Here is a 22052-nt window from a genome sequence, read left to right on the forward strand (position 1 = left end):
CATGTTTAGAATCAATAAGCCGCTAAGATATCTTTTTTCACGCGCTTATGCCAAACGGCCGGTCAATTTTAACATTTGCGCCGGACGGGTCAAAGCAGTGGGGCAAGCAGGCGGCACACTGAATCCATGCCCCGTTTCAGTTTGGGCCGTTTGAGCCACTTATCCATCGTGAGGTGCGTGCTATCCAACTTATCAAGCTCAAATTGGCTACTCAACTCACCACAAAGTACATCATCGTGGATGATGGAACTGACTTCGAAGTTGATGTAGAAGCTGCGGATGTCAAGATTTACCGTACCTATATAGGCGAGCTTGCCGTCGATGCAGGCAGTTTTTGCGTGCAGGAATCCTTTTTCATACAGGTATACGGACACTCCACGGGCCAGCAGCGGCTTCAGGAACGAGAAGGAAGCATGCTGCACAAAAAATGAGTCCGACCGGGCCGGCAACATCAGCTCCACCCTGACACCCGAACCGGCAGCAAGCTGGAGTGCCGTGCTCAGCTCGTCGCTCGGGATAAAATAGGGGGTGCATAGCTGAATGTACTCTTCTGCCTCGGCAATGCCGATCAGTAACGCTTCCATGTTGAACGGTGATACCGAGCCGGGATCGCAAAAAGCGAAACTTACCGCTGCACTACCTGTGGGCTTTATCGGGGTGGTGTAGAAATAGCCATCCCGAAGGTCGAAAGACGCCCCTTTCCCCAGGTGCCAATTTATCCAGAACTGGGCCTGCAACACATTCACGGCACCACCCTGGATCCGCACAGCTGTATCCCGCCAGAACAACTCCTGCTGCCCGTCGTTGATGTACCTGTCGCTGATGTTGATGCCGCCCACAAATGCCGTGCGGCCATCGATAATGGCAATTTTGCGGTGATTACGGTAATTGCTATTGGCCAGCGATGTGAACCTCACGGGCAGGAAAGCGACAAACTCAATACCTGCCGCCGCTAAGCGGCCGCGATGCCGGTTGAGTTTCGGCGACCCGAAGTCGTCCACGATAACCCGGACGGTAACACCGGCTGATGCTTTTTTTGCAAGCAGTCCGATGATCTGATTGCCGATATTATCGGTGTCGAAGATATAATACTCCAAATGGATGTGGTGCTTTGCCGATTCGATAGCTTCAATCAATGCCGGGAATTTTTCCTCACCATTGATCAGCAGTTTCACCTCGTTATGCAACGTCGGTAATGCCACCCGTTGTCTTTTCAAGAAGGTGAACACCCGGCTCAACTGACCAATGGATTGTTTCAAAACACGGAGATAGTCGTCCGTCAGGGGGCCAAGCTGATCCCAAAACCGCAACAAACGGGTGTGTTTCTCCCGGTCCTGTACTTGGAAAACCTTCACTTTCTGAAATTTCTGGCCAAAAAGATAATAGACTACAATCCCGATAACGGGCAGGAAAACGATTACTAAAATCCATGCGATGGTCTTTGCCGGATTACGGTTTTCGATGAGGATGGTTGCGATAACACCTACATATACCAATAAAAGCGGGACCCAATACCATTGGTACAAAAAGGCCCCTACATCACGGAGTATCTCAATCGTGGTATTAGCCAGTACGGACATCCCCAAATCTAAACATTTCGGACAATATCCGCTGTCTTTTTCTCGATTGCAGCGATAACCGCTGCCATGAAGTCTACCCCATGGAACTCGCTGGCGTGGATAAGCCCACCGGGACTGAACACATTGATTTCCATTAACTTATTACCTACTATGTCTAAGCCTACCAAAAACATTCCGTCTTCGCGCAGCAGCGGACCCACGGTATCCGCAATCGCCCGCATCTCCTTGTTCATGGAAACCCGCTTCGCTTTTGCCCCCTGGTGGATGTTGCTCCTGATTTCACCGGCCTGCTGCACGCGCTGGATTGCTGCTACCTTACCGGCTATCATAATGGGCTCGCCATCCATCAAAAAAAGACGTATATCGCCCTTTTTTGCTGCCGGAAGGTATTCCTGTGCGATCACGAACCCATCGCGGCATATCGCCTCGACAATCTGCTTGCGGTTTTTGTTGTCCTTCTTATCTACCAGGAAGACATTTTTGCCGCCGGATCCTTTGAGGGGTTTCAGGATGATCCGGTGGTGCTGGTCGCGGTAGAATGCCTCCACATCGTCCATATTCCGGGTAATTAGGGATAACGGGCGCACGGACTCCGGAAAATACTGGAGGTACATCTTATTTGAGGCCTTTATCAGGCCGGTCGGGTTATTGAGCACCAGCACCCCCTGCTGGCTGGCCAGTTGGCCGAACAGGACGCCTGCGTCCTGGGCCCATGGCCGGTTTTCCATATCGGCGGCGGGGTCGTTCCGCAACCACAGCACATCCCATTTTTTTGCACTTTTCAATATTTTCTCTTCAGCAACGACGGCCTCCAGGAAAGTATTCAGCGAGCGGAACTCCCGATCGGGTACTTGGCGGCAGTGTGCGCCCACGCTGCCGTTCGGCAGGTATACCAAGTCTCCTACACCGGCGTAATAAACGGTGTGGCCGCGCTTGTGCGCTTCGTATGCCAGCGCCGTGGTCGTGTACCCCGCGGCCTCCTTACGTACCTGATTGACAACGAATGTGATGGTCATTTTACCCTCCGATCATTTTAAATACGCTCCCCCCGCTTTTGATTTCATCGATGTTATCGATATAAGGTTTTTCCAGAAACCGCGGCCGCAAGGGGGATGGCTTCAGCAATTGCCGATGCATGAGTTCTTCAATGATTGGCAAATAGTCTTGCCGGATTTTCCCCACCAGCAGCTGCGCAATGTCCTTGCCTTGCCTGACGTATTCGATAACATTCAGCAGTCCTTTAAGATACACCGCATCTTTGGTGAGCCCCCCGCCGCGGTACACACGCATAGCGATATGAAAGGCAGCCTCATGCTCGAATGCGTATTTGTCCACGAGCATTTCGAACGTATTGGCAAAGGAGTTGCCCGCCAGCATATGGTGCACAACGATGACCCGGGCCGCCAATGTCCGCATGCGCAGGTTGGTGAGCCCCCCGGTGATGTATTCGCTGAGCACGGCCAGCCCTTCTTGGAGCTGCTCATAACCCGGCACCCCCACATAAAAAAGCCGGAACGGCTGCGCCTTTCCGTTATAGTAGGTAGCCACATGGGTTCCGACCTCATGCTGGAGCAGCGCGAAGGCACGTTTCCTAGATATGCGGTAGCGGCTGCTGATATTGAGCGTGCCACGCGACACCATGATGCCTTCCACATCATCGCGCACGCGCACTGCCGTAGACACCGGTTCGTATTGCTGTTTCAGGTAATCCAATTCTATCTTTGCCATTTCGGCAAATGCATCGGCGTCTATCATCTCCGCCTCGCCGGCGGGTTGGCCCGGCTGTGCAGAGGCCACCAATATCGCTTGGGCAGTCTCCAGCAGCTCCTCTTCGATGTTGCCGAAAAGCTGTTGGCTGCTGTATACAAAATCAGGCTTCTCACGATCGCTCAGCATGTTGAGCATCCGGTCTACCTCTTTCCGTTTATCACGGAAAAGATAAGCTATGGTAGGGTCCGAAATATCCTCTATCGGGAGGTTATACAGTTTACGCTTGATGAGTTCCGGATCTATCGGCATCGGCCGGTAGTGGAACACCGGGTTGCTGCTATATTTACTTTTCTGAAAGCGATGCCAGGCATCCTGCGTGTTGATGGGCGTCACCAGCAGCAGGAAGTCAAACAGGTTGCTGTATTCGGCCAATTTTTCGTCGATATCCCACACGCCCTCCTGCAATTCAGTTGTGCCCAGCATTTGGAAATGTGCAGCACTATACGACGTTTTTATCCGTACGAACTCAAAGAAGCTTTTCCGGAGTGCCTTTCCGAAACTTTCACGTAAGTCCCTGATAAATATCGGGTATGGCGCACCCGTCTGTTCGTTGATATAAACCGGAGCAATAGCCAGCCCGATAACGATTATCTCGCTCTTGCGCGCCTCTTCTGCGCCGAAAAGCTGGCCATAGTAAGGCGGTGCGGGCAACTGCTTCCCTTTGACCAACCCCACATCGACACCCGGCAGCTGCTTAAGGTTTATCTCCTGCAGTTCCGAGCGGAGCTTCTCGGCCACTTCCAATGCGCTTTTCTGGCCGACGTGGACGGTGAAAGTCGGCGATCCGGCCTCCTCGGATAGCCATACTTCCAGCAGCATGAACGCGCCGAATTTATCAGCCAATGTAGTGGCTATTTCACGTACAATCGGCGTAACGGGGCATCCGGCCGTGTCTGGTGCTACGAGGTAGGCCGATTCGGTTTTCCCTAACGTGGATGTAAACTCATCTTCGCCATCCGGTGGCACCCGGTATACCAAGAGGTAGGGAACCGCGCGGTCGATATGGAGCGCCCCCCCACAGGGCAACACCATATGAAGAGGCTTGCCTGTCTTCAACATGGAGCGGATGCGACTGATATGTTTTTTGGTATCAGCGGCCATACGGATAAACAGGTTTAACGAAATCATCAAGCTTATCCCACAAGAACGGTATGCAACCTCCGAGGATTGACTTCAGTTTGTTGAGGTGCCCGATGTTTACCCGGCCCGTCCACTCGTCCATGAACGTCTTTTTGAACTCCAATGACAACACACACCCATATTCGCCATAGTTGCGATTGATCCATTCCGAAAAACCGCCGCCTTTGAATTTGACATTCTCCCTTACATCGATAAACATGCCGTCGATCTGGTGATGGGCCAGGAAGCGCGTGAGCTGTTGGCCCAGCCATTTCCACTTTTCGTGGTTATGTCCGGTACCTATATTGACCTCCGGGTTTTCACCAATGCTGGCCACTGCCAGTGGCGTTTCGCGCCGATGGTTGTAACTGTGTATATCCAGTACGACGAACTTGCCAAACCGGGCTATCGTCCATTGAAGCAATTGCCCCACATCCGCATAAAAACGGTCGTAGTCAGCCAGCAGCTGGTTTATGATTACCTCCGGCAGCATCGGCTCCCACACGGACAACCCCCACGCATCTGCTGGCCTCCGGTATATCGCTTCCTCCCGCCTGCGGTTCAAATCCACCTGAAACCGTGAGGTTTCCACCAGGATGCGGCTCGCGGATACTCCTGCCATATAGGCCGTATAGGGGTCTTCCTCACGGAACCGCTCGTGTTCTTGCAGATGCATATAGCTTAGCAAGGGCGTTGCAATCAGGTGCCCGTCGTGGATGGCCGTCCCAATGATGGGGCTGTGTGCCTTATGTACATGATATACCAACTCCATGTCGAAATCAATAACAGTGGGACGTGTGGAAATGTTTGCGAAGGGCCGTTGCCGGACTTTTGGCATACAATCTGAAATTTATCAGGCACGGGGCTATCACAAACAAAACGATAGCCGGACAATAACAACAGGTAACAAGTCGATACTGGAACAACAAAATAATAGAACATGAACACATCCATCAGATTTAACGCTAAAACTCTCATAGCCATAATTTTAATAGCTATTTTACTACTGGCCATCTTCAGCTGTTCCACTGGTTCGTCCAAAACGGCCGACGGCGAAAACAATGCTATCGCACTTCCTGTGCAGGCCATCGATACCACAACAGCTGTAACCGTAAAAGATTATTTGGGCACCATCGAAGGCAAGGTCAATGTAGAAATACGTCCACAGGTTGAGGGCATTCTGGAAGAGATATATGTAGATGAAGGAGCATTCGTAAGCGAGGGCCAAAAACTTTTCAAGATCAGTCCACAGCCTTACCAAGAACAATTGAACAACGCATTGGCTAACGAAAATGTGGAGAAGGCCAAACTGGAGAATGCTAAATTGGAAGTGGAACGGCTGAAACCGCTGGTTGAGAATGACGTGATATCCGAAGTTCGGTTGCGTACGGCGAAATCCGATTACGATGTGGCCAAAGCCTCGCTCGACCAAGCGTCCGCCGCAGTGGCCAGTGCCCGCATCAATCTCGAATTCACTACCATCAAGGCCCCGGTGAGCGGGTTTATCGGCCGCATACCCAAACGTATCGGCAATCTGGTTAGCAAAAGCGATCCACTCACCGAGCTCTCCGACATCAGCGAGATATACGTTTATTTCGCCATGAGTGAGTCTGATTTCCTTTACTTCCGCAAGAAATATGGTAAACAAGACTCAACCAAGCAATCGACCGACACGACCCAGCTCATACCCAATGTATCATTGGTGATGGCAGATGGGTCTATCTATGCCGAACAGGGTGTGGTAGACGCCATCAACGGCCAGGTGAACCGGACAACGGGGTCCATCAGCCTCCGTGCCACGTTCCCCAATCCGGACAATGCACTCCGGTCGGGAAACACCGGCACCTTAAAAATGGAGGAACGCCAGCCCGGCGTACTTACCGTACCCCAGGTAGCCACCACCGATTTGCAAGACAAGGTTTTCGTTTACACCCTCACTCCCGACAATACGGTAAAAAAGCAGGCCATCGAAGTAACAGGCAAAAGCGGGAACCGCTATATCGTGGCAAGCGGGGTGAGCATAGGCGACCGGATTGTCCTTTCGGGAGTCGACAAACTATCTGATGGAATGGAAATCAGGCCCCTGAACGTCCCCGTTGCTGCGACAGCCGAATAAGTACTTCCGCTACAATCCATTGAACTTCATGGCACCACGCAACAGCTGTTTGCCACGTGCCATCCTTTTAGAACGATTGCAATGCTCAAAACATTCATCAATAGGCCAGTATTGGCTACCGTAGTCTCCACGCTGCTTGTTATTCTCGGGCTGGTATCCATGTGGCAGTTGCCCATCACCCGTTTTCCCGAAATCGCACCACCAAGCGTAACAGTTTCGACATCATATCCCGGTGCCAATGCCGAAACCGTGGCCGCCGCCGTGCTCCTCCCCATCGAAGAGGCCATCAACGGTGTCCCCAACATGACCTACATCCGGTCATCTGCCACCAATTCGGGGTCGGGCAAAATCAACGTGTTTTTCAAGACGGGGACCAATCCCGACCAAGCATCGGTAAACGTCCAGACACGGGTATCGAAAGCCAATGCCAACATCCCTGCCGAGGTTATCGAATCGGGCATCACGGTAGAGCCACGGCAAAGTGGCATCATCATGACCATCGACATATTCAGCGATCACCCCGATACGCTATACGACGAAACATTCCTCCAAGCATACGCCCAGATCAACCTCATGCGTGAGCTATCGCGTGTGGATGGCGTGGGCGAGGTACGCCGTGTGGGTGCCCGCGACTATTCCATACGCACATGGCTCAATCCGGAAAAGATGGCCGCATATGGGCTGGTGCCCCAAGACGTCCGTAGCGCAATACGCGACCAGAACTTCGAGATTGCGCCGGGTAAATTCGGCGAAACCTCAAACGAGGCCTTTGAAACCATCCTCCGACATAAAGGCCGGTTCACGCTGCCCGAGGAGTTTGAACAGATTGTCATCAAAACCAACCCCGACGGCTCCGTGCTATATCTCAAAGACATTGCCCGCACCGAACTCGGGGCCACCAACCTCGGCAGCGACAACAAAGTAAACGGATACCCCGGGCTCACGCTCAATATCCTGCAAACAAGCGGGTCCAACGCACGGGAGATCGATATCCACATCCGTGACGTACTGGAGCGCCTCGCAAAAGACTTTCCCGATTACGTGCACTACGAAATATCCTATAGCGTACGCGACCAAATCGATGAATCCATAAACCAAGTAAAACACACCATCTTCGAAGCGGTTATCCTGGTATTCATCATCGTGTTCATCTTCCTGCAGAACTTCCGCTCCACGTTGATACCGGCCATTGCCATCCCCGTATCCCTCATCGGTACGTTTTTTTTCCTGCAACTATTCGGATTTTCAATCAACGTATTGACCATGTTCGCGCTAGTACTGGCCATCGGTATCGTGGTAGACGACGCCATTGTGGTGGTTGAGGCCGTACACCAGAAAATGCATACCACGAATCTGGGGCCCCGCAAAGCGACACATGCCACCATGAGCGAAATTACCGGTGCCATCGTTTCCATCACGCTGGTGATGGCGGCGGTATTCTTCCCGGTGGGCTTTATGACCGGGCCATCGGGCGTATTCTTCCAGCAATTTGCCTACACACTTGCAACGGCCATCCTGATTTCGGCCCTGAATGCGCTGACACTCACCCCTGCCCTATGCGCCCTATTGCTGAAGAAGCCGGAGGGCGATGGGCTGGAAGCCACGGTAGACAACCATCCGGCAGCAGGCAAGAAGGGCCGCAACTTCCTCTCGCGGCTATTCGGTGCCTTCAACACGGCTTTCGACACCATGACACATAAATACGTTGGTGCCATACGGTTCCTCATCGGCCGCAAAGGGGTGGCCATTGGCGGACTCTCGTTGGTGACCGCTATCGGTATATGGCTGATGAACCGGACCCCCACGAGTTTCATTCCCACCGAAGACGACAGTTTCGTTACGTATTCCATGTCTATGCCTCCTGGGGCATCACTGGCACGTACCACAGAAGCACTTGCAAAAGCCGACAGCATTCTGGAAAAACGGGAGGCTATTGCCGGCATGACCACCGTTTCGGGTTATAATGCAATAGACGCCAGTGCCAGTTCGGCTTTCGCCGTGGGTTACATCCAGCTGAAGCCCGCTGGTGAGCGGGGTGAAATCCGTAACATCAATGCCATTATGGATACCATCCGTGCCGACCTGGAACAAATTACCGACGCGAAATTCAGCGTCTTCCCCCGGCCCACCATCCAGGGGTTCGGCGACTTCTCTGGCCTTGAGTTTGTTCTGCAAGACCGTATGGGCGGGTCCATGTGGGACTTCGGGGCCGTGGCCGATACGTTTATCGCAGAATTGGAAAAAAGACCGGAAATCGCTTCGGCATATACCACGTTCAATGCGAATTTCCCCCAGTATATCCTAGAGGTAGACCCCATTAAGGCCAAAGCGCTGGGGGTAAGCATCAACGAAATGATGCGCACCATTCAAGGGTATTATGGCCGTGTGCGCGTGAGTGATTTCAACCGCTTCGGGCGGCAATACCGGTTGTATATGCAAGCCGATTTCGACTACCGCACCGACCCCGAGTCGTTCAATTCGATTTTTGTCCGCAACAGCAAAGGTGAAATGGTACCCGCCAATACCATCATTAAACTACGGAAAGCGATGGGCCCAGAAATCGTGAACCGATACAATCTTTACAATGCTATCGCCATAAATGCCATCCCGGCCGAGGGGCATAGCACGGGAGAGGCCATGCAGGCGATGGAAGAAACGGCTACGGCGTATCTGCCCGGCAACTACAGCTACGAATGGACCGGGATGAGCTTGGAGGAGCGGCAATCGGGCAATGAGATGTTCCTCATCTTCGCGTTGAGTATTATTTTTGTCTATTTTCTCCTGGCTGCCCAATACGAAAGCTATATCTTGCCCTTGGCGGTCATGCTGTCAGTGCCGGTAGGGCTGATTGGCGTGTACGCCGTTGTCAATCTGGTTGGATTGGAAAACAACATCTACGTTCAGGTCGGGCTGATCATGCTCATCGGCCTGCTGGCAAAAAACGCAATCCTCATTGTGGAATTTGCCATACAACAGCGTAATGCAGGCCTAAGCATCGTGGAGTCTGCCCTCGAAGGTTCCCGTATGCGTTTACGGCCTATCCTGATGACCTCGCTGGCCTTCATTGCTGGCTTAGTGCCCCTCATGTGGACGGTGGGGCCATCGGCACAGGGCAACCATTCCATCAGTTTCGGTGCAGCGGGCGGAATGCTCTTCGGGGTTACACTGGGTATTTTCATCATCCCCGTTCTGTACGTTATTTTCAAACACTTGGACGAGATCGTTAAGAATAAGTTGACCACGAAAGAAGAAGAATAATGAAGTATATAACCTGGCATACCGGGCTATTTGCAGTGGTTTGTTCGCTGCTGATATCGTCATGCAAAGTAGGGCGCGACTATGTACGCCCCGAAACGGGTATCACCGATACATTCCGCGGTGACGCAGTAACCGATGGTACTGCTGATACGGCAAACATCGCCGACATTCCCTGGTCCGATTTTTTTACCGACAGCATGCTGACCATGCTCATCGATAGCGCTATCACCAATAACTTCGATATGCGGACAGCATTGAAAAACATCGACATCGCCAACCAATATGTGAGGCAATCGCGGGCTGCTTTTTTACCGAAGGTCGGAGCTGATCTCGCAGGCACAAACCATCAATGGCGGTCCAGCGACTTTTATTCGTCGCCTTCTTCCGGTTGGTATGATCGCGGCGACCGCGGCACCCCGCCCGACGACCTCTACCTGTACCAATCCCAGTATTTTTCTTCTGTGAGCATGAGCTGGGAGCTGGACATCTGGGGGAAGCTGCGCCGCCAGAAAGAAAGTGCCCTGGCAGAGTACCTACAAACGTTCGAGGTCCAAAAGGCGATACAGACCGGATTGGTGGCAGCCATTGCCGAAGGGTACTACAACCTGCTCACATTAGACGCCCAGCTGGAAGTAGCCCAGCGCAACCTGCTGCTCAACGACAGTACCCTGCAGATCGTGAAGCTGCAGCGTGACGCCGGGGAGGTCAGCTCGTTGGCCATCCAACAGACGGAGTCGCAAAAGCTGGTGGCGGCAGCGCTCATCCCCGAATTGGAACAGCAGATTGCTCTCCAGGAAAATGCGTTGATGGCCCTGACGGGGCGTATGCCCGATGGCATATACCGATCGTCGGCCCTCACCGACTGGCACATGCAGGCGACCTACGATAGCGGGGTGCCGCTGCAGCTGCTGGCCAACCGGCCCGATGTGCGCGAAGCAGAACTTGCGCTGCGCGCGGCAAACGCCGAGGTGGGCGTGGCCCAGGCCTACCGATACCCTACGCTCACCATCGAAGCGTCAGGCGGTCTCAACGCCATGCTGCCACAAAACTGGTTCAACATACCCGGAGCACTATTTGGCGGACTGATCAGCGGTGTTACACAACCGATATTCAACGGCAGGAGACTCAAAACGCAGCATGAGGTGGCCAAACTGGAACGCGACAAGGCCGAAATCGGCTTCCAGCAGGTGGTTATGGACGCCGTGCACGAGGTGACCAATGCCTTGGTGATGATCGATAAGCTCAACGAGCAGCTCGCCATTGCGCAACAACGCGTTGCCACGGCTCAGCTTGGCGTCAAAAATGCCAACTTGTTGTTCAAAGCCGGTGAGGCGACCTACCTCGAGGTGATTACGGCCCAGAGTAATGCCCTCAAGAGTGAGTTGGACCTGGTCAGTGTGAAACAACAGCAACTCAACGCCAAGGTAACGCTTTATAAGGCGCTGGGTGGCGGATGGCGGTAGAATCCTACGCGGGCGATGTGTTCTACGGCCACCTACCCGCACGTAATCGCTCCTTCTGGGTAAACCAGTGGGCTTAAAAACGGAATATCGAGGTTAGCACCCCGCAACAGGAACCAGCCGCCCATCAATATCGAAATGATGGGCAGCCAAAAAGCGAAATTGAACCGGAGACGGGCTTTGGCGAAGGCACCTAACAGGGCCACCGACAACATCGCCGGCCAGGTACCTACCCCAAACGACACCATAAAAAGTGCGCTCCCCTGCACGGAGTCGGCACTTAGCGCGGCTGCCAGCGCCATATAAACCATCCCGCAGGGCAGCAGGCCGTTGAGCATACCCACCATAAGGTGCCCCCCGGGCCGGTAAAGCCAATAACCTACCCAGCGGGTCAGCGGTGTGACAAAACGCTGCTGCAGGCGGGAAAACCGACGGGATTGCTTTCCGAAAAGCGATAATAACCCCACTCCGATAAGCAGGAAACCGGTAAACAGTGTGATCCCCCGCTGCCAGTCTTTTATTTCAAGCAGCAGGTGGCCCACAAGGCCGATGACGACGCCAAGCACACCATACATCGCCACACGGCCAACCTGATAAAGTATCGTATTCATCAACACCCGCCAAGACCGGGTGCGCTTATCGGCTGTAAACGCCAGCACCAACGGCCCACACATGGCCACGCAGTGGAGGCTACCGAAGAGCCCCATAAAAAATGCTAGCGTTAGGTAACTCATATCCACATTTTATTTCGGCACGACACGGGTGGTATCGGTAAGCTCGTGCACACTGTCCGCGGCACGCAACTGGTCATAATTCAACCCACGTTCGTAATAATCCTCAGCCACCAACGAGTCGGTATCCATGTTTACCATATAAACACCAAACGACACGATCAACACCATAAAAGATGCCAGCGCAATCACTATTTTTACTCCCCAGTTCACGTTTTCAATTATCGATTTTCAATTGTTAATTGCTAATCCACCTTGACCATTAACAATTAACCATTAACCATTAACAATTAACCATTAACCATTATTTAACCGGTGCTACAAATGTTGTTTTCAATGTTTCCACCGCCTTTCCATCAGCCATCACGCCGATTTTCACATCCGTTTTATATGTTTTCACCGATTGTTGCGGAGTAATAAGGAAAAAGGTCATTTGCGCTGTCGCACCCGCTTTCAGTACGGTGAGCTGGTTAACCATGCGGATGGCCATATCTTCATCTAACACTTCGAGGTTGAACGGGATATCATTGCTCGTTTTGTTAATCAATTCCAAACTATAAAGGTTGCTTACGGTTCCATCATCGAGGACCTGGTAGGTACTGCCCCTGGCGCGGAGAAGCGTGCCATCCACTTGCGACCTACTGAACATGAGCCACCCGAACACGGCAACCAACGCGGCCAGCACCACGGTATATGCGATGGCGCGGGTGTTCCCTTTCGCCTTGGGCTGCCCTTCGATTTCACTTACCGAGTAAAAACCGATAAGGTTCTTGGGCCGGTCGAGCTTTTCCATTACGGTGTCGCATGCGTCGATACATGCCGTGCAGCTCACACATTCCATCTGCAGTCCGTTGCGGATATCAATGCCCGTAGGGCATACCTGCACGCACAAGTTGCAGTCTACACAGTCGCCCACCAATTGTTCCACGTCTTTTTTCCGATGTCCACGCGGTTCTCCCCTGCGGTGATCATAGGCTATGGTAACGCTCTTATCGTCCATCAGCACGCTCTGCAACCGCCCATAAGGGCAAATCGTGGTGCACACAATCTCCCGTACATAGGCGAATACACCGTAAAACACCAATGTGAACAAAACAATGGCAACAAACCCACCGATATGCTGGCTGATGGGATCGGTCATGATTTTCCAAAGCTCCTCGATACCGATAATGTAAGAAAGGAAGAGGTTTGAAATCACAAAGGAAATAAGCAGGAAAATAGTATGTTTAAGGATTTTTTTTGCATACTTGGCCGTGGTATTGGGGGCCTTGTCCAACTTTTTCTGCTGCAACCAATCGCCCTCGATCAGAAATTCGATACGGCGGAACACAAGTTCCATGAAAATGGTCTGGGGGCACGCCCATCCGCACCATACACGGCCATACACCACGGTGAATAGGACGATGCATACCATGGCAATCAGCATCCCGAAGACGAAGATATGCAGGTCCTGCGGCCAGAAAACGCTTCCGAAAATAACAAACTTGCGCTCAATGATGTTGAATAACAAAAGCGGCTCACCGCCGATTTTGATAAACGGGGCCACAATCAAAAAGGCCAACAGCGTATAACCCACCCATTGCCGCCGATTGAACCACTTTCCACCGGGCTTCTTTGCATAGATCCATTCGCGTTTCGGCTTTACTGCGCCCGCTACCGTTGCTGTTGCCATGTATTCTTCACTCCTTTACCTTATTGGTTTTACCTCAATTATCTTCAATCCCCATGCTTCTACTCACCAACAGATGCCACCTCCGGCTCGGGCGTGGCGGCCGCATCCTGGTATTCAACTTTTTCGCCTTGTGGCTCCTTGGCATTCGGCGGGTTATTGCCCCGCAATGTAATGATATAATTGCTCACCTCGGCGATCTGCGCCGGCGTCAGGCTTTGCTCCCAGGGAATCATCCCCTTATCCAGCACACCGTATTTGACTACCCTGAAAATATCCTGCACCTCACCGCCGTGTAGCCAATACTCATCGGTGAGGTTGGGTCCGATTCCACCCTCACCCACGCCGCCGTGGCAGGCAGCACAGTTCTGGGTGAAGATTGCTAGTCCGGCCGCCACCGTCTCCGGGCTGGTGTCTACCGTCACGGTATTCTCGTCGATGTTGTTGGCGGCCTGGGACAGCCATTCCTGCCGGGCTTGTTCGGCACGTGCCATCTCCCGCGTATACTCCTCGTCTTGGGTGGGGCCCCAGCCGAATACATGATACACACACAGGTACACCACCGCAAATGCGATGCTACCGTAGAACATGACATTGAACCACGCCGGCACGGGGTTATCAAGTTCCTTTATGCCGTCGTATTCATGGTCGATGACCAAATCCTTTTCCTCTGACATCGGCCGGAGCCCCATCAACTTGTTCCACCAGTGCGCCCAGCGGCTGCCGCGGGCGTGCGCCACTTCCGTTTTGGCAGTAGCCGCGTTGGCCAGTGCCTGTGGCATGGTAACCCGTACCATCACCCGCAACGCGCGTAAAACCACCAATGCAGACAGCAGGATGACCACCATCACTACCACCAGGGCAATGATGAGTATATTGTGGCTGAGATTTACTTGCATGAAGATTGTGTTCATGGTTTGCTATATTTAATTTAGTTTACCGGTTCGTCGTCAGACGTTGCCTCATCATCCATCGGAATGCCTTTCATATAATCGATATCGGCTTTCCGCATCCGGAAAAGTCTGATGCCTACGATAATGAAAAACAGCAGGAATATCCACAGCGATGCAATGAGATACCACTCATTACCGCTCAAATCTGTTATTTGCTTAAACATGTCATTCGTTTACGTACGTTAGTTGTTCGTTGCGCTGGCCGGTAACGGTGCATTAATATCTGTGCCCAGCCGTTGCAGATAGGCTATCAGAGCGATAATCTCGCGGTCTGATTTTACACTCACCCCCTGATCGTTCAGGTCGGCAGCAATCGTTTCGGCCTGTTTCCGGAGGTCTTCATCGGCGTTGTCGATATGCTCGTCGGTGTAAGGTACGCCCAGTATCCGTAAGGCGTTCAACTTGCCTTTTGTCGTGCTTACGTCGAGTGTCTGCTCGATGAGCCATGGGTATGGGGGCATGATACTACCCGGTGAGGTGATCGTGGGGTCAAGCATGTGGTCGAAATGCCATTTGTTCGGGTATTTCTTGCCGATGCGGTGAAGGTCGGGCCCGGTGCGCTTAGATCCCCATAAGAACGGGTGGTCATACACGAACTCGCCTGCTTTGCTATACTCGCCATAGCGCACGGTTTCCGAACGGAACGGGCGGACCGTCTGCGTATGGCAGTTCACACACCCCTCACGGATGTACAGGTCGCGCCCCTGGATCTCCAGTGCGGTATAAGGCTGTACGCTGGCAATGGTGGGTACGTTTGACGAAATCATGAAGGTCGGCATCATTTGCACAATACCGCCGATCAGAATGGTAATCAACGCCAATACGAGGAACAGCACGGGCTTCCGCTCCAGCCTGCGGTGGGCGGACCGCTCGTTTACCACCACCGGTGTTAGTTCGGGGGCCTCGGCGGGCTCATTGGCCAGCAAGCGGCCTTTCCTCATGGTCTTCACCAGATTGTACGTCATCATGATGGCGCCCGACAGGTAAAGTGCGCCCCCGATGGCGCGGAGCATGTGCATGGGGATGATCTGCAGGGTGGTAGCCAGGAAATTGGGGTACTTCAAAACACCCTCGGGCGTAAACTCCTTCCACATAAGCCCCTGCACCACCGCAGCCCAGTACATCGGAATCGCATAGAAAAGGATACCCAGTGTGCCAATCCAGAAATGCGCCGATGCCAGCTTTTTAGAATAAAGCTCTGTCTTATAGATACGCGGTATCAACCAATAGAGGATAGCGAAGGTCATGAAACCGTTCCACCCCAAAGCGCCTACGTGCACGTGCGCCACAATCCAGTCGGTAAAGTGTGCGATGGCGTTCACCTTTTTCAGTGACAGCATAGGCCCCTCGAATGTAGCCATACCGTATGCGGTGAGTGCCACCACCATAAATTTCAATGTGGGTTCGGTACGCACCTTATCCCACGCACCGCGCAGCGTAAGCAATCCGTTGATCATACCTCCCCAGCTGGGGGCGATGAGCATGATGGAAAATGCCACGCCCAGCGATTGCACCCACTCGGGCAGGGCCGTGTACAACAAATGGTGCGGGCCAGCCCAGATATAGATAAAAATCAACGACCAGAAATGGAGGATACTAAGCTTATAGGAGTAGATGGGACGGTTGGCCATCTTGGGGAGGAAATAATACATCATCCCCAAGTAGGGTGTGGTGAGGAAAAAGGCCACGGCATTATGCCCATACCACCATTGTACCAGCGCATCCTGCACACCTGCGTAGAGGTAGTAGCTCTTCCACATGGAAACGGGCAGCTGCACAGAGTTGACAATGTGCAACACGGCAACAGTGACAAAGGTGGCAATATAAAACCAAATGGCTACGTACATATGGCGCTCGCGCCGCTTGATGATGGTGCCGAACATGTTGATACCAAATACCACCCATATAATGGTAAGGCCAACGTCGATGGGCCATTCCAGCTCGGCATATTCGTGGGAGGTGGTAATGCCCAGGGGCAATGTGATGGCCGCGGCCAGGATGATGAGCTGCCAGCCCCAGAAATGTACCCGGCTCAGGAAATCACTGAACATCCGGGCTTTAAGCAAACGCTGCAAGGAATAATACGCCCCCATGAAAATCGCATTACCCACAAAGGCGAAAATCACTGCATTGGTATGCAATGGCCGTATCCTGCCGAATGTGGTGTATTGCAAATCAAAGTTCATGAATGGCCAGACGAGCTGTACGGCGACCAATAGGCCTACCGACATGCCGACGATGCCCCATACGATGGTGGCAATGCCGAAGTTGCGGACAATTTTGTTGTCGTAGTTGAATTTAGTTAGCTGCATGGATGAACATATTTTCTGGCTGTAAAATTACTGTCATCGCAGTGTCAGCCGAATGACAAACATCGGGTTTAAAAGTAATGGTGGTCACTATTTACCACACCCGATCGTTACCTGTGCTTCAGCCGTGTCTTATCCCTGTCTCATCCCTGTCCTATCCCGGTTATATCCCACCATACCTCGGTAAAAACGCCAAAACACGGCGTTTCATCGGGACACCATCGGAAAGGTATCGGCAAAAACGATGCAATGAGCGGGTAACGGACGGGGGTTAGCCACGAATTTACTACCTTTGGAGTAGGATAATCATTATGGATATTTTCGACTTCAAAGACTCGTTAAAACACGACGCCCCACCTATTGGCCTCACCGTGCAATTAGAGGCGCTGTGGTATGATGGCAAAGGCGATTGGGAACGGGCCCATGAGCTGGTAAACGATTTGGACGACCGGCAGTCAGCCCATGTGCACGCCTACCTCCATCGCAAGGAGGGTGACCTGTGGAATGCCGATTACTGGTACCGGCGGGCGAAGCGCCAGCGGTTTAGCGGCACATTGGAGGAAGAATGGGAAGAACTAGTTAAAATCATGTAGCCCGGTCCTGTCCTTCTTCCGCCTCCGCATTTTCCACCTCATCATCAAACAGCATCCGGATAGACGGTGTGTATGTATCGTCGTGCTGGCCGGTTTTATTGGCCCAAAAGAAAGCAGCCAGGAAAATCAGGGCTATAAACACACTGCAACCGATAAGAAAGAAAATAGCGCTCATGATACATTGTGGGTTAATTGTCTTTTTGTCGCAAATATACGGGTGGCCACCGTGGTAAACCCGATGATGGTAACAGTACTCAACGGCATCAGTATAGCGGCAAACAGGGGAGACATCGTGCCCATAACCGCGAAGCTCAACCCCACCGCATTATAGACCAGGGAAATACCGAAACTCATATGGATGACCTTCCGCACATCTTTCGCAAACCCGAAGAAGCGCGGGAGCAAACCGAATGAGCGGCCATCCAGTACGGCATCGCAGCCCGGCGAGAAGTTATTGATATCGTCGCTCACGGCGACCCCCAAATTAGCTTGCTTCAATGCTCCGGCGTCGTTAAGTCCATCGCCGAACATGCACACCGCCCCACCTTGCGCCTGCAATGAACGGATATATTCCAGCTTTTCGATAGGCAACCGATTAAACAGCAATTCTGAGGTACCGGGGAAAACGGCTCGTAACTCCTCCCTATCTTTGTCATGATCGCCAGAAATCAGGTTAAGTGCATAATCATTCCCCAAACTATCGATCACCGCTTTTAGTTGCGGCCGCCACGGTTGCGTAGCCACAAAGCAGCCCCGCACCTCGCCATCGATAGCTACATAGACACGGCTACCCCGTGCCGTGCCACTGGTTGTATCGGTTATGCCGACAAACATCCCGCTGCCCAGACGCACATTGCGGCCTGACACAGTGGCCTCGATGCCTTTGCCTGTTACCTCCCGGAAATCCACGGCACCCATCGGGGTCACCACTCCGGCCCAATTGACCAATTCGCGACTCAGCGGGTGGCTGGAGTTTTGCGCTACCGCCACCACCATAGCCAGTTCGGTCGGTGTCAGCTCACCATCGAAATGGATCCGGGACGCATTGGGCGAGGAGATGGTGCCCGTTTTGTCAAACACCAGGCAGTCGATTGCCGCCAACTGTTCGATGGCTGCCGTATTTTTGATGTAAAAATGGTTGCGGTCGAAGATACTCAGGGCCGCAGATAAGGTAAAAGGCCCGCTCAGCGCCAACGCACACGGGCAGCCGATAATCAGAACGGCGGTGAACGCCCCCCAAGCTTTTACAGGGTCGCCCTGGAAAAACCAATACGCCATGGCCGAAATGGCAATGGTGAGCAATGCTACCGTAAAATACCGGCTCACCACGTTGCTGAATGTACGGAATTTCCGCTCATAAGGCTTAAAAGCGTCGTTGTTCCACAGCTGCGTCAGGTAGCTTTGCGACACCGCCTTCACCACCTCCAGCTCGATGGCTCCGCCGAGCTGCCGCCCTCCGGCATAGATGATTTCCCCCAGTACTTTGGACACGGGTTCGGACTCTCCGGTGACGAAACTGAAATCGATGTTGGCATCTCCTTTCAGGAGGATGGCATCGGCGGGAACGATTTCACCATTGCGGACAAGCAACCGGTCGCCGACACGGATATCTGCCAAAGGGACGGGTTTCCTATTGTCTTCTATGATACGCGTTACGGCAACGGGGAAATATGAGCGGTAATCGCGCTCAAACGATATGTGGTGGTAGGTACGTTGCTGCACCCACCGGCCCACCAGCAGGAAGAACACCAGCCCGCAGAGGGTGTCGGCAAATCCGGGGCCACTGCCGGTAAAGACTTCCCAACCCGTGCGGATAAACAGCACGGCAATGCCGAGTGCCAGCGGTACATCGAGATTGAGCCGGCGGTGGCGAAGGCTTTGCCAAGCCGACGTAAAGTAATCCCGCCCGCTATAGAGCAACACCGGCAGTGAGAAGGCGAAATTCATCCACCCGAAGAACATCGAGTATTTAGCCTCAAAAGCAGCCATTCCGAAATACTCGGGGAAGCTCAGCATCATGGAGTTTCCAAAACAGAACCCGGCAACGGCGATTTTGGCAATCAGTCCTTTCTGCGAAAATTTGCGCCCGGCCTTCACCACGTCCTGCAACGTGATCTTAGGCGCATAGCCGAGGTCGTCCAATAGCTCAACCAGTCCGCGTATGGATAGCTCCTGGTGCTTGATCGTGATATTGACGTGTTTTTTCATGAAATCAGTCTGCGATCTCACAATGGCAGGATTCAGCTTATAAAGGTGTTCGAGCAGCCATATACAGGAGCTGCAGTGGATGGCTGGGATGTAGAAAGTGACGACGGTTAGTCCATCGTTTTTGAAATCGATAAGTTTGTCGGCGATTGCCGCCTCATCGAGGTATTCGTACCGCTCGCTATGTTCCGCCTTCTTCTTTCCAGGGTGGTTATTGTAGCGGTAGTATTGATGCATGTTGTTACCGCTCAGTATGCGGTATACACTTTGGCATCCGAGGCAACAAAAGGTATGGCCATCGGTCTCGTAGACCTCGTGCAAAACGGCATCTCCGCAATGGAAACATCTTGTATTTCTCGACGCTTTGGTCTCTAAAGCCATCTGATATCAGGTATTAAACAGCACTGCTGAACAACGGTTCTGTGTATTGCTTTTCGTGGAGGCGTATATCGAACGCCATGCAGATATTGCGCAAGAATGACGACCCCGTGGCCGTCACTGAGATATGCATATCGTCGACCACCACCAAGCCATCGGCCACCAATGGCTTCAGGCGCCGCAGTATTGGCTCGGCGTGTTCCATGGATACATCTAGCGTGGTACGGCCCCGGCACATGAGGTCGAGGACATGCTTCCGGATCTGCAGGTCCAAACTGGAAAGCACATGCCCTTTGAACACGGGGAGCTCTCCCCTATCCACCCTCGATTGGTACGCTTCGACGGTCTTTTCATTCTGTGCGAAAGCCGTCCATGAATCGCTGATGGATGATACGCCAAGTCCGATAAGCAGCGGTGAATACCTATCGGTATAACCCATGAAGTTGCGGTGCAGCCCGCCGGTTGCTGCGGCAATGCAGAGGGCATCCTGTGGTGTTGCGAAGTGGTCCATCCCGATATCCTGGTAACCTGCATCGGTGATCAGGGCTTTGCCGAGGCTATAGAGTGCGAGTTTCTCTTTGCCCTTGGGGATATCGGCTTCGGTATAATGGCGCTGGCCGGGCTGCATCCACGGCACGTGGGCATAGCTATAGAAGGATATCCGATCGGGCAGCATGGCGAGCGATTTCGTGACGGTGGCCTGCACGCTTTGCAACGTTTGCAGGGGCAGGCCATAGATCAGGTCGAAGTTGATGGAAGTATAGCCGATGCGGCGGGCGTCTAACATCACCCGCTGCACATCGGCTTCGGTTTGCCACCGGTTGATAACACGCTGCACCTTCGGGTCAAAATCCTGTATACCCAAGCTAAGCCGCCTGAAGCCTGCATCAAAAAGTGTTTCCAGATGGGCTTCGGTAGTATTTGCCGGATGGGCCTCGAAAGAAAACGATGGGTTTGGCAATACGTTGCACCCCCCCAGCAGTCCATCCATGAGCCGCTGGAGCTGCACCGGGCTGAAGAAGGTGGGCGTGCCGCCTCCGAGGTGTATTTCGCTGATCGGTACGTCTGCGGGGCCGAGCAACCTGCGATACAACTGCCATTCGGCCAGTACGGCGTCTATATATGGTGCTTCCACACCATGGTTTTTCGTGATACGTTTATTGCAGCCGCAATAGGTGCATAGGCTCTCACAGAAAGGGAGGTGCACATACAGCGCCACACCTTGCGCCGACGATGCCGATAACCGTGCCCGCACATGGTCGGTCCAACGGCTGGTATCCCATGTCGTCTCGTCCCAGTACGGCACGGTGGGGTAGCTGGTGTACCTCGGTGCTGCCACATTATAGCGTGCTATCAGTTCTGCAATATCAGTTTCCCGTTCTACCATATTGATAATCATTGACTATGCGGCGATCGCCCCCCGCTTTCACTTTTTTTTTATCCATTTCACACACCTTTTGGCAGCAGCAAGCTTCGCCCACACACTTCCCAGCCCCCCAGGCATTCAGATTGCGTATCGTCTGCTTGGCGAGATTCGGAACCGATTGGTCCTCATCCGGTACGTTAGCGATTTTGAAATCCATGCGTGTTGCCTCACCCAGATCGATATGTGTGGTAATCTTGGACCGGGTGATGATCTTGGTTACTCCGGCGTGCTTCAATTCCCATAGCATCTCGCGGTCCAATATATCGTATGGTGAGATGATCACTGCTTCTTTCCCCAAGGCATACGACACTGTTCTGGCATTCAATTCATTGGAGATCAATGTCAAATCGTGTCTCTTCCCATTAGCTATTGCCAAGCATTCTTTTTCTTCTGGCTTTATATTGTAAGCGATTGCTTTCATCCGTACGTATGCGTATCACTAGGTAAATAATTTCCCTTGTTCATTATTTCCAAAGCTACAACGG

At 52.7% G+C, this 22052-nt stretch carries 18 protein-coding genes; 4 read left to right on the top strand and 14 right to left on the bottom strand.

Features of this window, described 5'->3' with window-relative positions; translation table 11 throughout:
• Nucleotides 1-89: 89 nt before the first annotated feature.
• The 4 genes from cls to NGM62_RS05950 are packed head-to-tail and all read right to left on the bottom strand — an operon-like array spanning nucleotide 90 to nucleotide 5307.
• Nucleotides 90-1580 (bottom strand): cardiolipin synthase, encoded by a 1491-nt coding sequence (gene cls, locus NGM62_RS05935; RefSeq protein WP_262246581.1) that lies wholly within the window; start codon nucleotides 1578-1580, stop codon nucleotides 90-92.
• An 8-nt stretch (nucleotides 1581-1588) separates the two neighbouring features.
• Complete coding sequence (locus NGM62_RS05940) at nucleotides 1589-2596, bottom strand: ATP-grasp domain-containing protein (RefSeq protein WP_262246582.1); 1008 nt, start codon at nucleotides 2594-2596, stop codon at nucleotides 1589-1591.
• A gap of 1 nt (nucleotide 2597) precedes the next feature.
• Nucleotides 2598-4478 carry a flavohemoglobin expression-modulating QEGLA motif protein gene (locus tag NGM62_RS05945; protein ID WP_262246583.1) on the bottom strand — a complete coding sequence of 627 codons (1881 nt, stop codon included), beginning with the start codon at nucleotides 4476-4478 and terminating at the stop codon, nucleotides 2598-2600.
• The gene (locus NGM62_RS05950; RefSeq protein WP_262246584.1) at nucleotides 4441-5307 is read right to left on the bottom strand and encodes an N-formylglutamate amidohydrolase; all 867 of its coding nucleotides are present in this window, start codon (nucleotides 5305-5307) and stop codon (nucleotides 4441-4443) included. The genes NGM62_RS05945 and NGM62_RS05950 overlap by 38 nt, the downstream gene beginning before the upstream one ends.
• Nucleotides 5308-5409: 102 nt before the next feature.
• Between NGM62_RS05950 and NGM62_RS05955 the strand changes: the two genes are divergently transcribed.
• The 3 genes from NGM62_RS05955 (at nucleotide 5410) to NGM62_RS05965 (ending at nucleotide 11306) form a co-directional block, all read left to right on the top strand.
• The gene (locus tag NGM62_RS05955; RefSeq protein ID WP_262246585.1) at nucleotides 5410-6585 is read left to right on the top strand and encodes an efflux RND transporter periplasmic adaptor subunit; all 1176 of its coding nucleotides are present in this window, start codon (nucleotides 5410-5412) and stop codon (nucleotides 6583-6585) included.
• Nucleotides 6586-6666: 81 nt separating this feature from the next.
• Nucleotides 6667-9843 carry an efflux RND transporter permease subunit gene (locus tag NGM62_RS05960; protein WP_262246586.1) on the top strand — a complete coding sequence of 1059 codons (3177 nt, stop codon included), beginning with the start codon at nucleotides 6667-6669 and terminating at the stop codon, nucleotides 9841-9843.
• Entirely contained in the window at nucleotides 9843-11306 is a 1464-nt protein-coding gene (locus tag NGM62_RS05965; RefSeq protein ID WP_262246587.1) for an efflux transporter outer membrane subunit, read from the top strand. Before NGM62_RS05960 ends, NGM62_RS05965 begins: the two co-directional genes overlap by 1 nt.
• Before the next feature lie 32 nt (nucleotides 11307-11338).
• Here the strand turns inward: NGM62_RS05965 and NGM62_RS05970 are convergent, their stop codons facing one another.
• The 6 genes from NGM62_RS05970 to ccoN form a co-directional block, all read right to left on the bottom strand.
• The gene (locus NGM62_RS05970; protein WP_262246588.1) at nucleotides 11339-12037 is read right to left on the bottom strand and encodes a sulfite exporter TauE/SafE family protein; all 699 of its coding nucleotides are present in this window, start codon (nucleotides 12035-12037) and stop codon (nucleotides 11339-11341) included.
• A gap of 9 nt (nucleotides 12038-12046) precedes the next feature.
• Entirely contained in the window at nucleotides 12047-12247 is a 201-nt protein-coding gene (locus NGM62_RS05975; RefSeq protein ID WP_262246589.1) for a FixH family protein, read from the bottom strand.
• Nucleotides 12248-12338: 91 nt separating this feature from the next.
• Nucleotides 12339-13706, bottom strand: a complete 1368-nt coding sequence (gene ccoG / locus NGM62_RS05980; RefSeq protein WP_262246590.1) for a cytochrome c oxidase accessory protein CcoG — start codon at nucleotides 13704-13706, stop codon at nucleotides 12339-12341.
• Between the two features lie 59 nt (nucleotides 13707-13765).
• A complete protein-coding gene (locus NGM62_RS05985) occupies nucleotides 13766-14617 on the bottom strand; it encodes a cbb3-type cytochrome c oxidase N-terminal domain-containing protein (RefSeq protein ID WP_262246591.1) in 852 nt (283 codons plus the stop codon).
• 17 nt (nucleotides 14618-14634) lie between these two features.
• Nucleotides 14635-14820, bottom strand: coding sequence for a hypothetical protein (locus NGM62_RS05990; RefSeq protein WP_262246592.1), 186 nt, complete (start codon nucleotides 14818-14820; stop codon nucleotides 14635-14637).
• An 18-nt stretch (nucleotides 14821-14838) separates the two neighbouring features.
• On the bottom strand, nucleotides 14839-16968 hold the full coding sequence (gene ccoN, locus NGM62_RS05995) for a cytochrome-c oxidase, cbb3-type subunit I (protein ID WP_262246593.1): 2130 nt from the start codon (nucleotides 16966-16968) through the stop codon (nucleotides 14839-14841).
• 308 nt (nucleotides 16969-17276) lie between these two features.
• Here ccoN and NGM62_RS06000 point away from each other — a divergent pair, with 308 nt between their 5' ends.
• Nucleotides 17277-17558, top strand: a complete 282-nt coding sequence (locus NGM62_RS06000) for a hypothetical protein (RefSeq protein WP_262246594.1) — start codon at nucleotides 17277-17279, stop codon at nucleotides 17556-17558.
• Here the strand turns inward: NGM62_RS06000 and ccoS are convergent.
• From ccoS to NGM62_RS06020, 4 genes are read right to left on the bottom strand one after another with little or no spacing between them, the layout of a single operon-like run.
• Nucleotides 17551-17733 carry a cbb3-type cytochrome oxidase assembly protein CcoS gene (gene ccoS / locus NGM62_RS06005; RefSeq protein WP_262246595.1) on the bottom strand — a complete coding sequence of 61 codons (183 nt, stop codon included), beginning with the start codon at nucleotides 17731-17733 and terminating at the stop codon, nucleotides 17551-17553. The two genes, NGM62_RS06000 and ccoS, sit on opposite strands and share 8 nt — an antisense overlap.
• Complete coding sequence (locus tag NGM62_RS06010; protein WP_262246596.1) at nucleotides 17730-20144, bottom strand: heavy metal translocating P-type ATPase; 2415 nt, start codon at nucleotides 20142-20144, stop codon at nucleotides 17730-17732. The genes ccoS and NGM62_RS06010 overlap by 4 nt, the downstream gene beginning before the upstream one ends.
• Nucleotides 20145-20157: 13 nt before the next feature.
• On the bottom strand, nucleotides 20158-21528 hold the full coding sequence (gene hemN / locus NGM62_RS06015; protein WP_262246597.1) for an oxygen-independent coproporphyrinogen III oxidase: 1371 nt from the start codon (nucleotides 21526-21528) through the stop codon (nucleotides 20158-20160).
• Nucleotides 21509-21988 carry a lactate dehydrogenase gene (locus NGM62_RS06020; protein WP_262246598.1) on the bottom strand — a complete coding sequence of 160 codons (480 nt, stop codon included), beginning with the start codon at nucleotides 21986-21988 and terminating at the stop codon, nucleotides 21509-21511. Before NGM62_RS06020 ends, hemN begins: the two co-directional genes overlap by 20 nt.
• Nucleotides 21989-22052 lie beyond the last annotated feature (64 nt).

Origin of the sequence: Parapedobacter soli (genome assembly GCF_025460835.1) — a bacterium.
Lineage (GTDB): Bacteria > Bacteroidota > Bacteroidia > Sphingobacteriales > Sphingobacteriaceae > Parapedobacter > Parapedobacter soli.

Bases quoted from the DNA above. Each gene is read 5' to 3' on its own strand.
- NGM62_RS05990 (WP_262246592.1), bottom strand. From the start codon at position 14,820: ATGTTTAAGCAAATAACAGATTTGAGCGGTAATGAGTGGTATCTCATT.
- ccoN (WP_262246593.1), bottom strand. From the start codon at position 16,968: ATGCAGCTAACTAAATTCAACTACGACAACAAAATTGTCCGCAACTTC.
- NGM62_RS05970 (WP_262246588.1), bottom strand. From the start codon at position 12,037: ATGAGTTACCTAACGCTAGCATTTTTTATGGGGCTCTTCGGTAGCCTC.
- hemN (WP_262246597.1), bottom strand. From the start codon at position 21,528: ATGGTAGAACGGGAAACTGATATTGCAGAACTGATAGCACGCTATAAT.
- NGM62_RS05985 (WP_262246591.1), bottom strand. From the start codon at position 14,617: ATGAACACAATCTTCATGCAAGTAAATCTCAGCCACAATATACTCATC.
- NGM62_RS06010 (WP_262246596.1), bottom strand. From the start codon at position 20,144: ATGGCTTTAGAGACCAAAGCGTCGAGAAATACAAGATGTTTCCATTGC.
- NGM62_RS06020 (WP_262246598.1), bottom strand. From the start codon at position 21,988: ATGAAAGCAATCGCTTACAATATAAAGCCAGAAGAAAAAGAATGCTTG.
- ccoS (WP_262246595.1), bottom strand. From the start codon at position 17,733: ATGAGCGCTATTTTCTTTCTTATCGGTTGCAGTGTGTTTATAGCCCTG.
- ccoG (WP_262246590.1), bottom strand. From the start codon at position 13,706: ATGGCAACAGCAACGGTAGCGGGCGCAGTAAAGCCGAAACGCGAATGG.
- NGM62_RS06000 (WP_262246594.1), top strand. From the start codon at position 17,277: ATGGATATTTTCGACTTCAAAGACTCGTTAAAACACGACGCCCCACCT.
- NGM62_RS05940 (WP_262246582.1), bottom strand. From the start codon at position 2,596: ATGACCATCACATTCGTTGTCAATCAGGTACGTAAGGAGGCCGCGGGG.
- NGM62_RS05955 (WP_262246585.1), top strand. From the start codon at position 5,410: ATGAACACATCCATCAGATTTAACGCTAAAACTCTCATAGCCATAATT.
- NGM62_RS05960 (WP_262246586.1), top strand. From the start codon at position 6,667: ATGCTCAAAACATTCATCAATAGGCCAGTATTGGCTACCGTAGTCTCC.
- NGM62_RS05950 (WP_262246584.1), bottom strand. From the start codon at position 5,307: ATGCCAAAAGTCCGGCAACGGCCCTTCGCAAACATTTCCACACGTCCC.
- NGM62_RS05965 (WP_262246587.1), top strand. From the start codon at position 9,843: ATGAAGTATATAACCTGGCATACCGGGCTATTTGCAGTGGTTTGTTCG.
- cls (WP_262246581.1), bottom strand. From the start codon at position 1,580: ATGTCCGTACTGGCTAATACCACGATTGAGATACTCCGTGATGTAGGG.
- NGM62_RS05945 (WP_262246583.1), bottom strand. From the start codon at position 4,478: ATGATTTCGTTAAACCTGTTTATCCGTATGGCCGCTGATACCAAAAAA.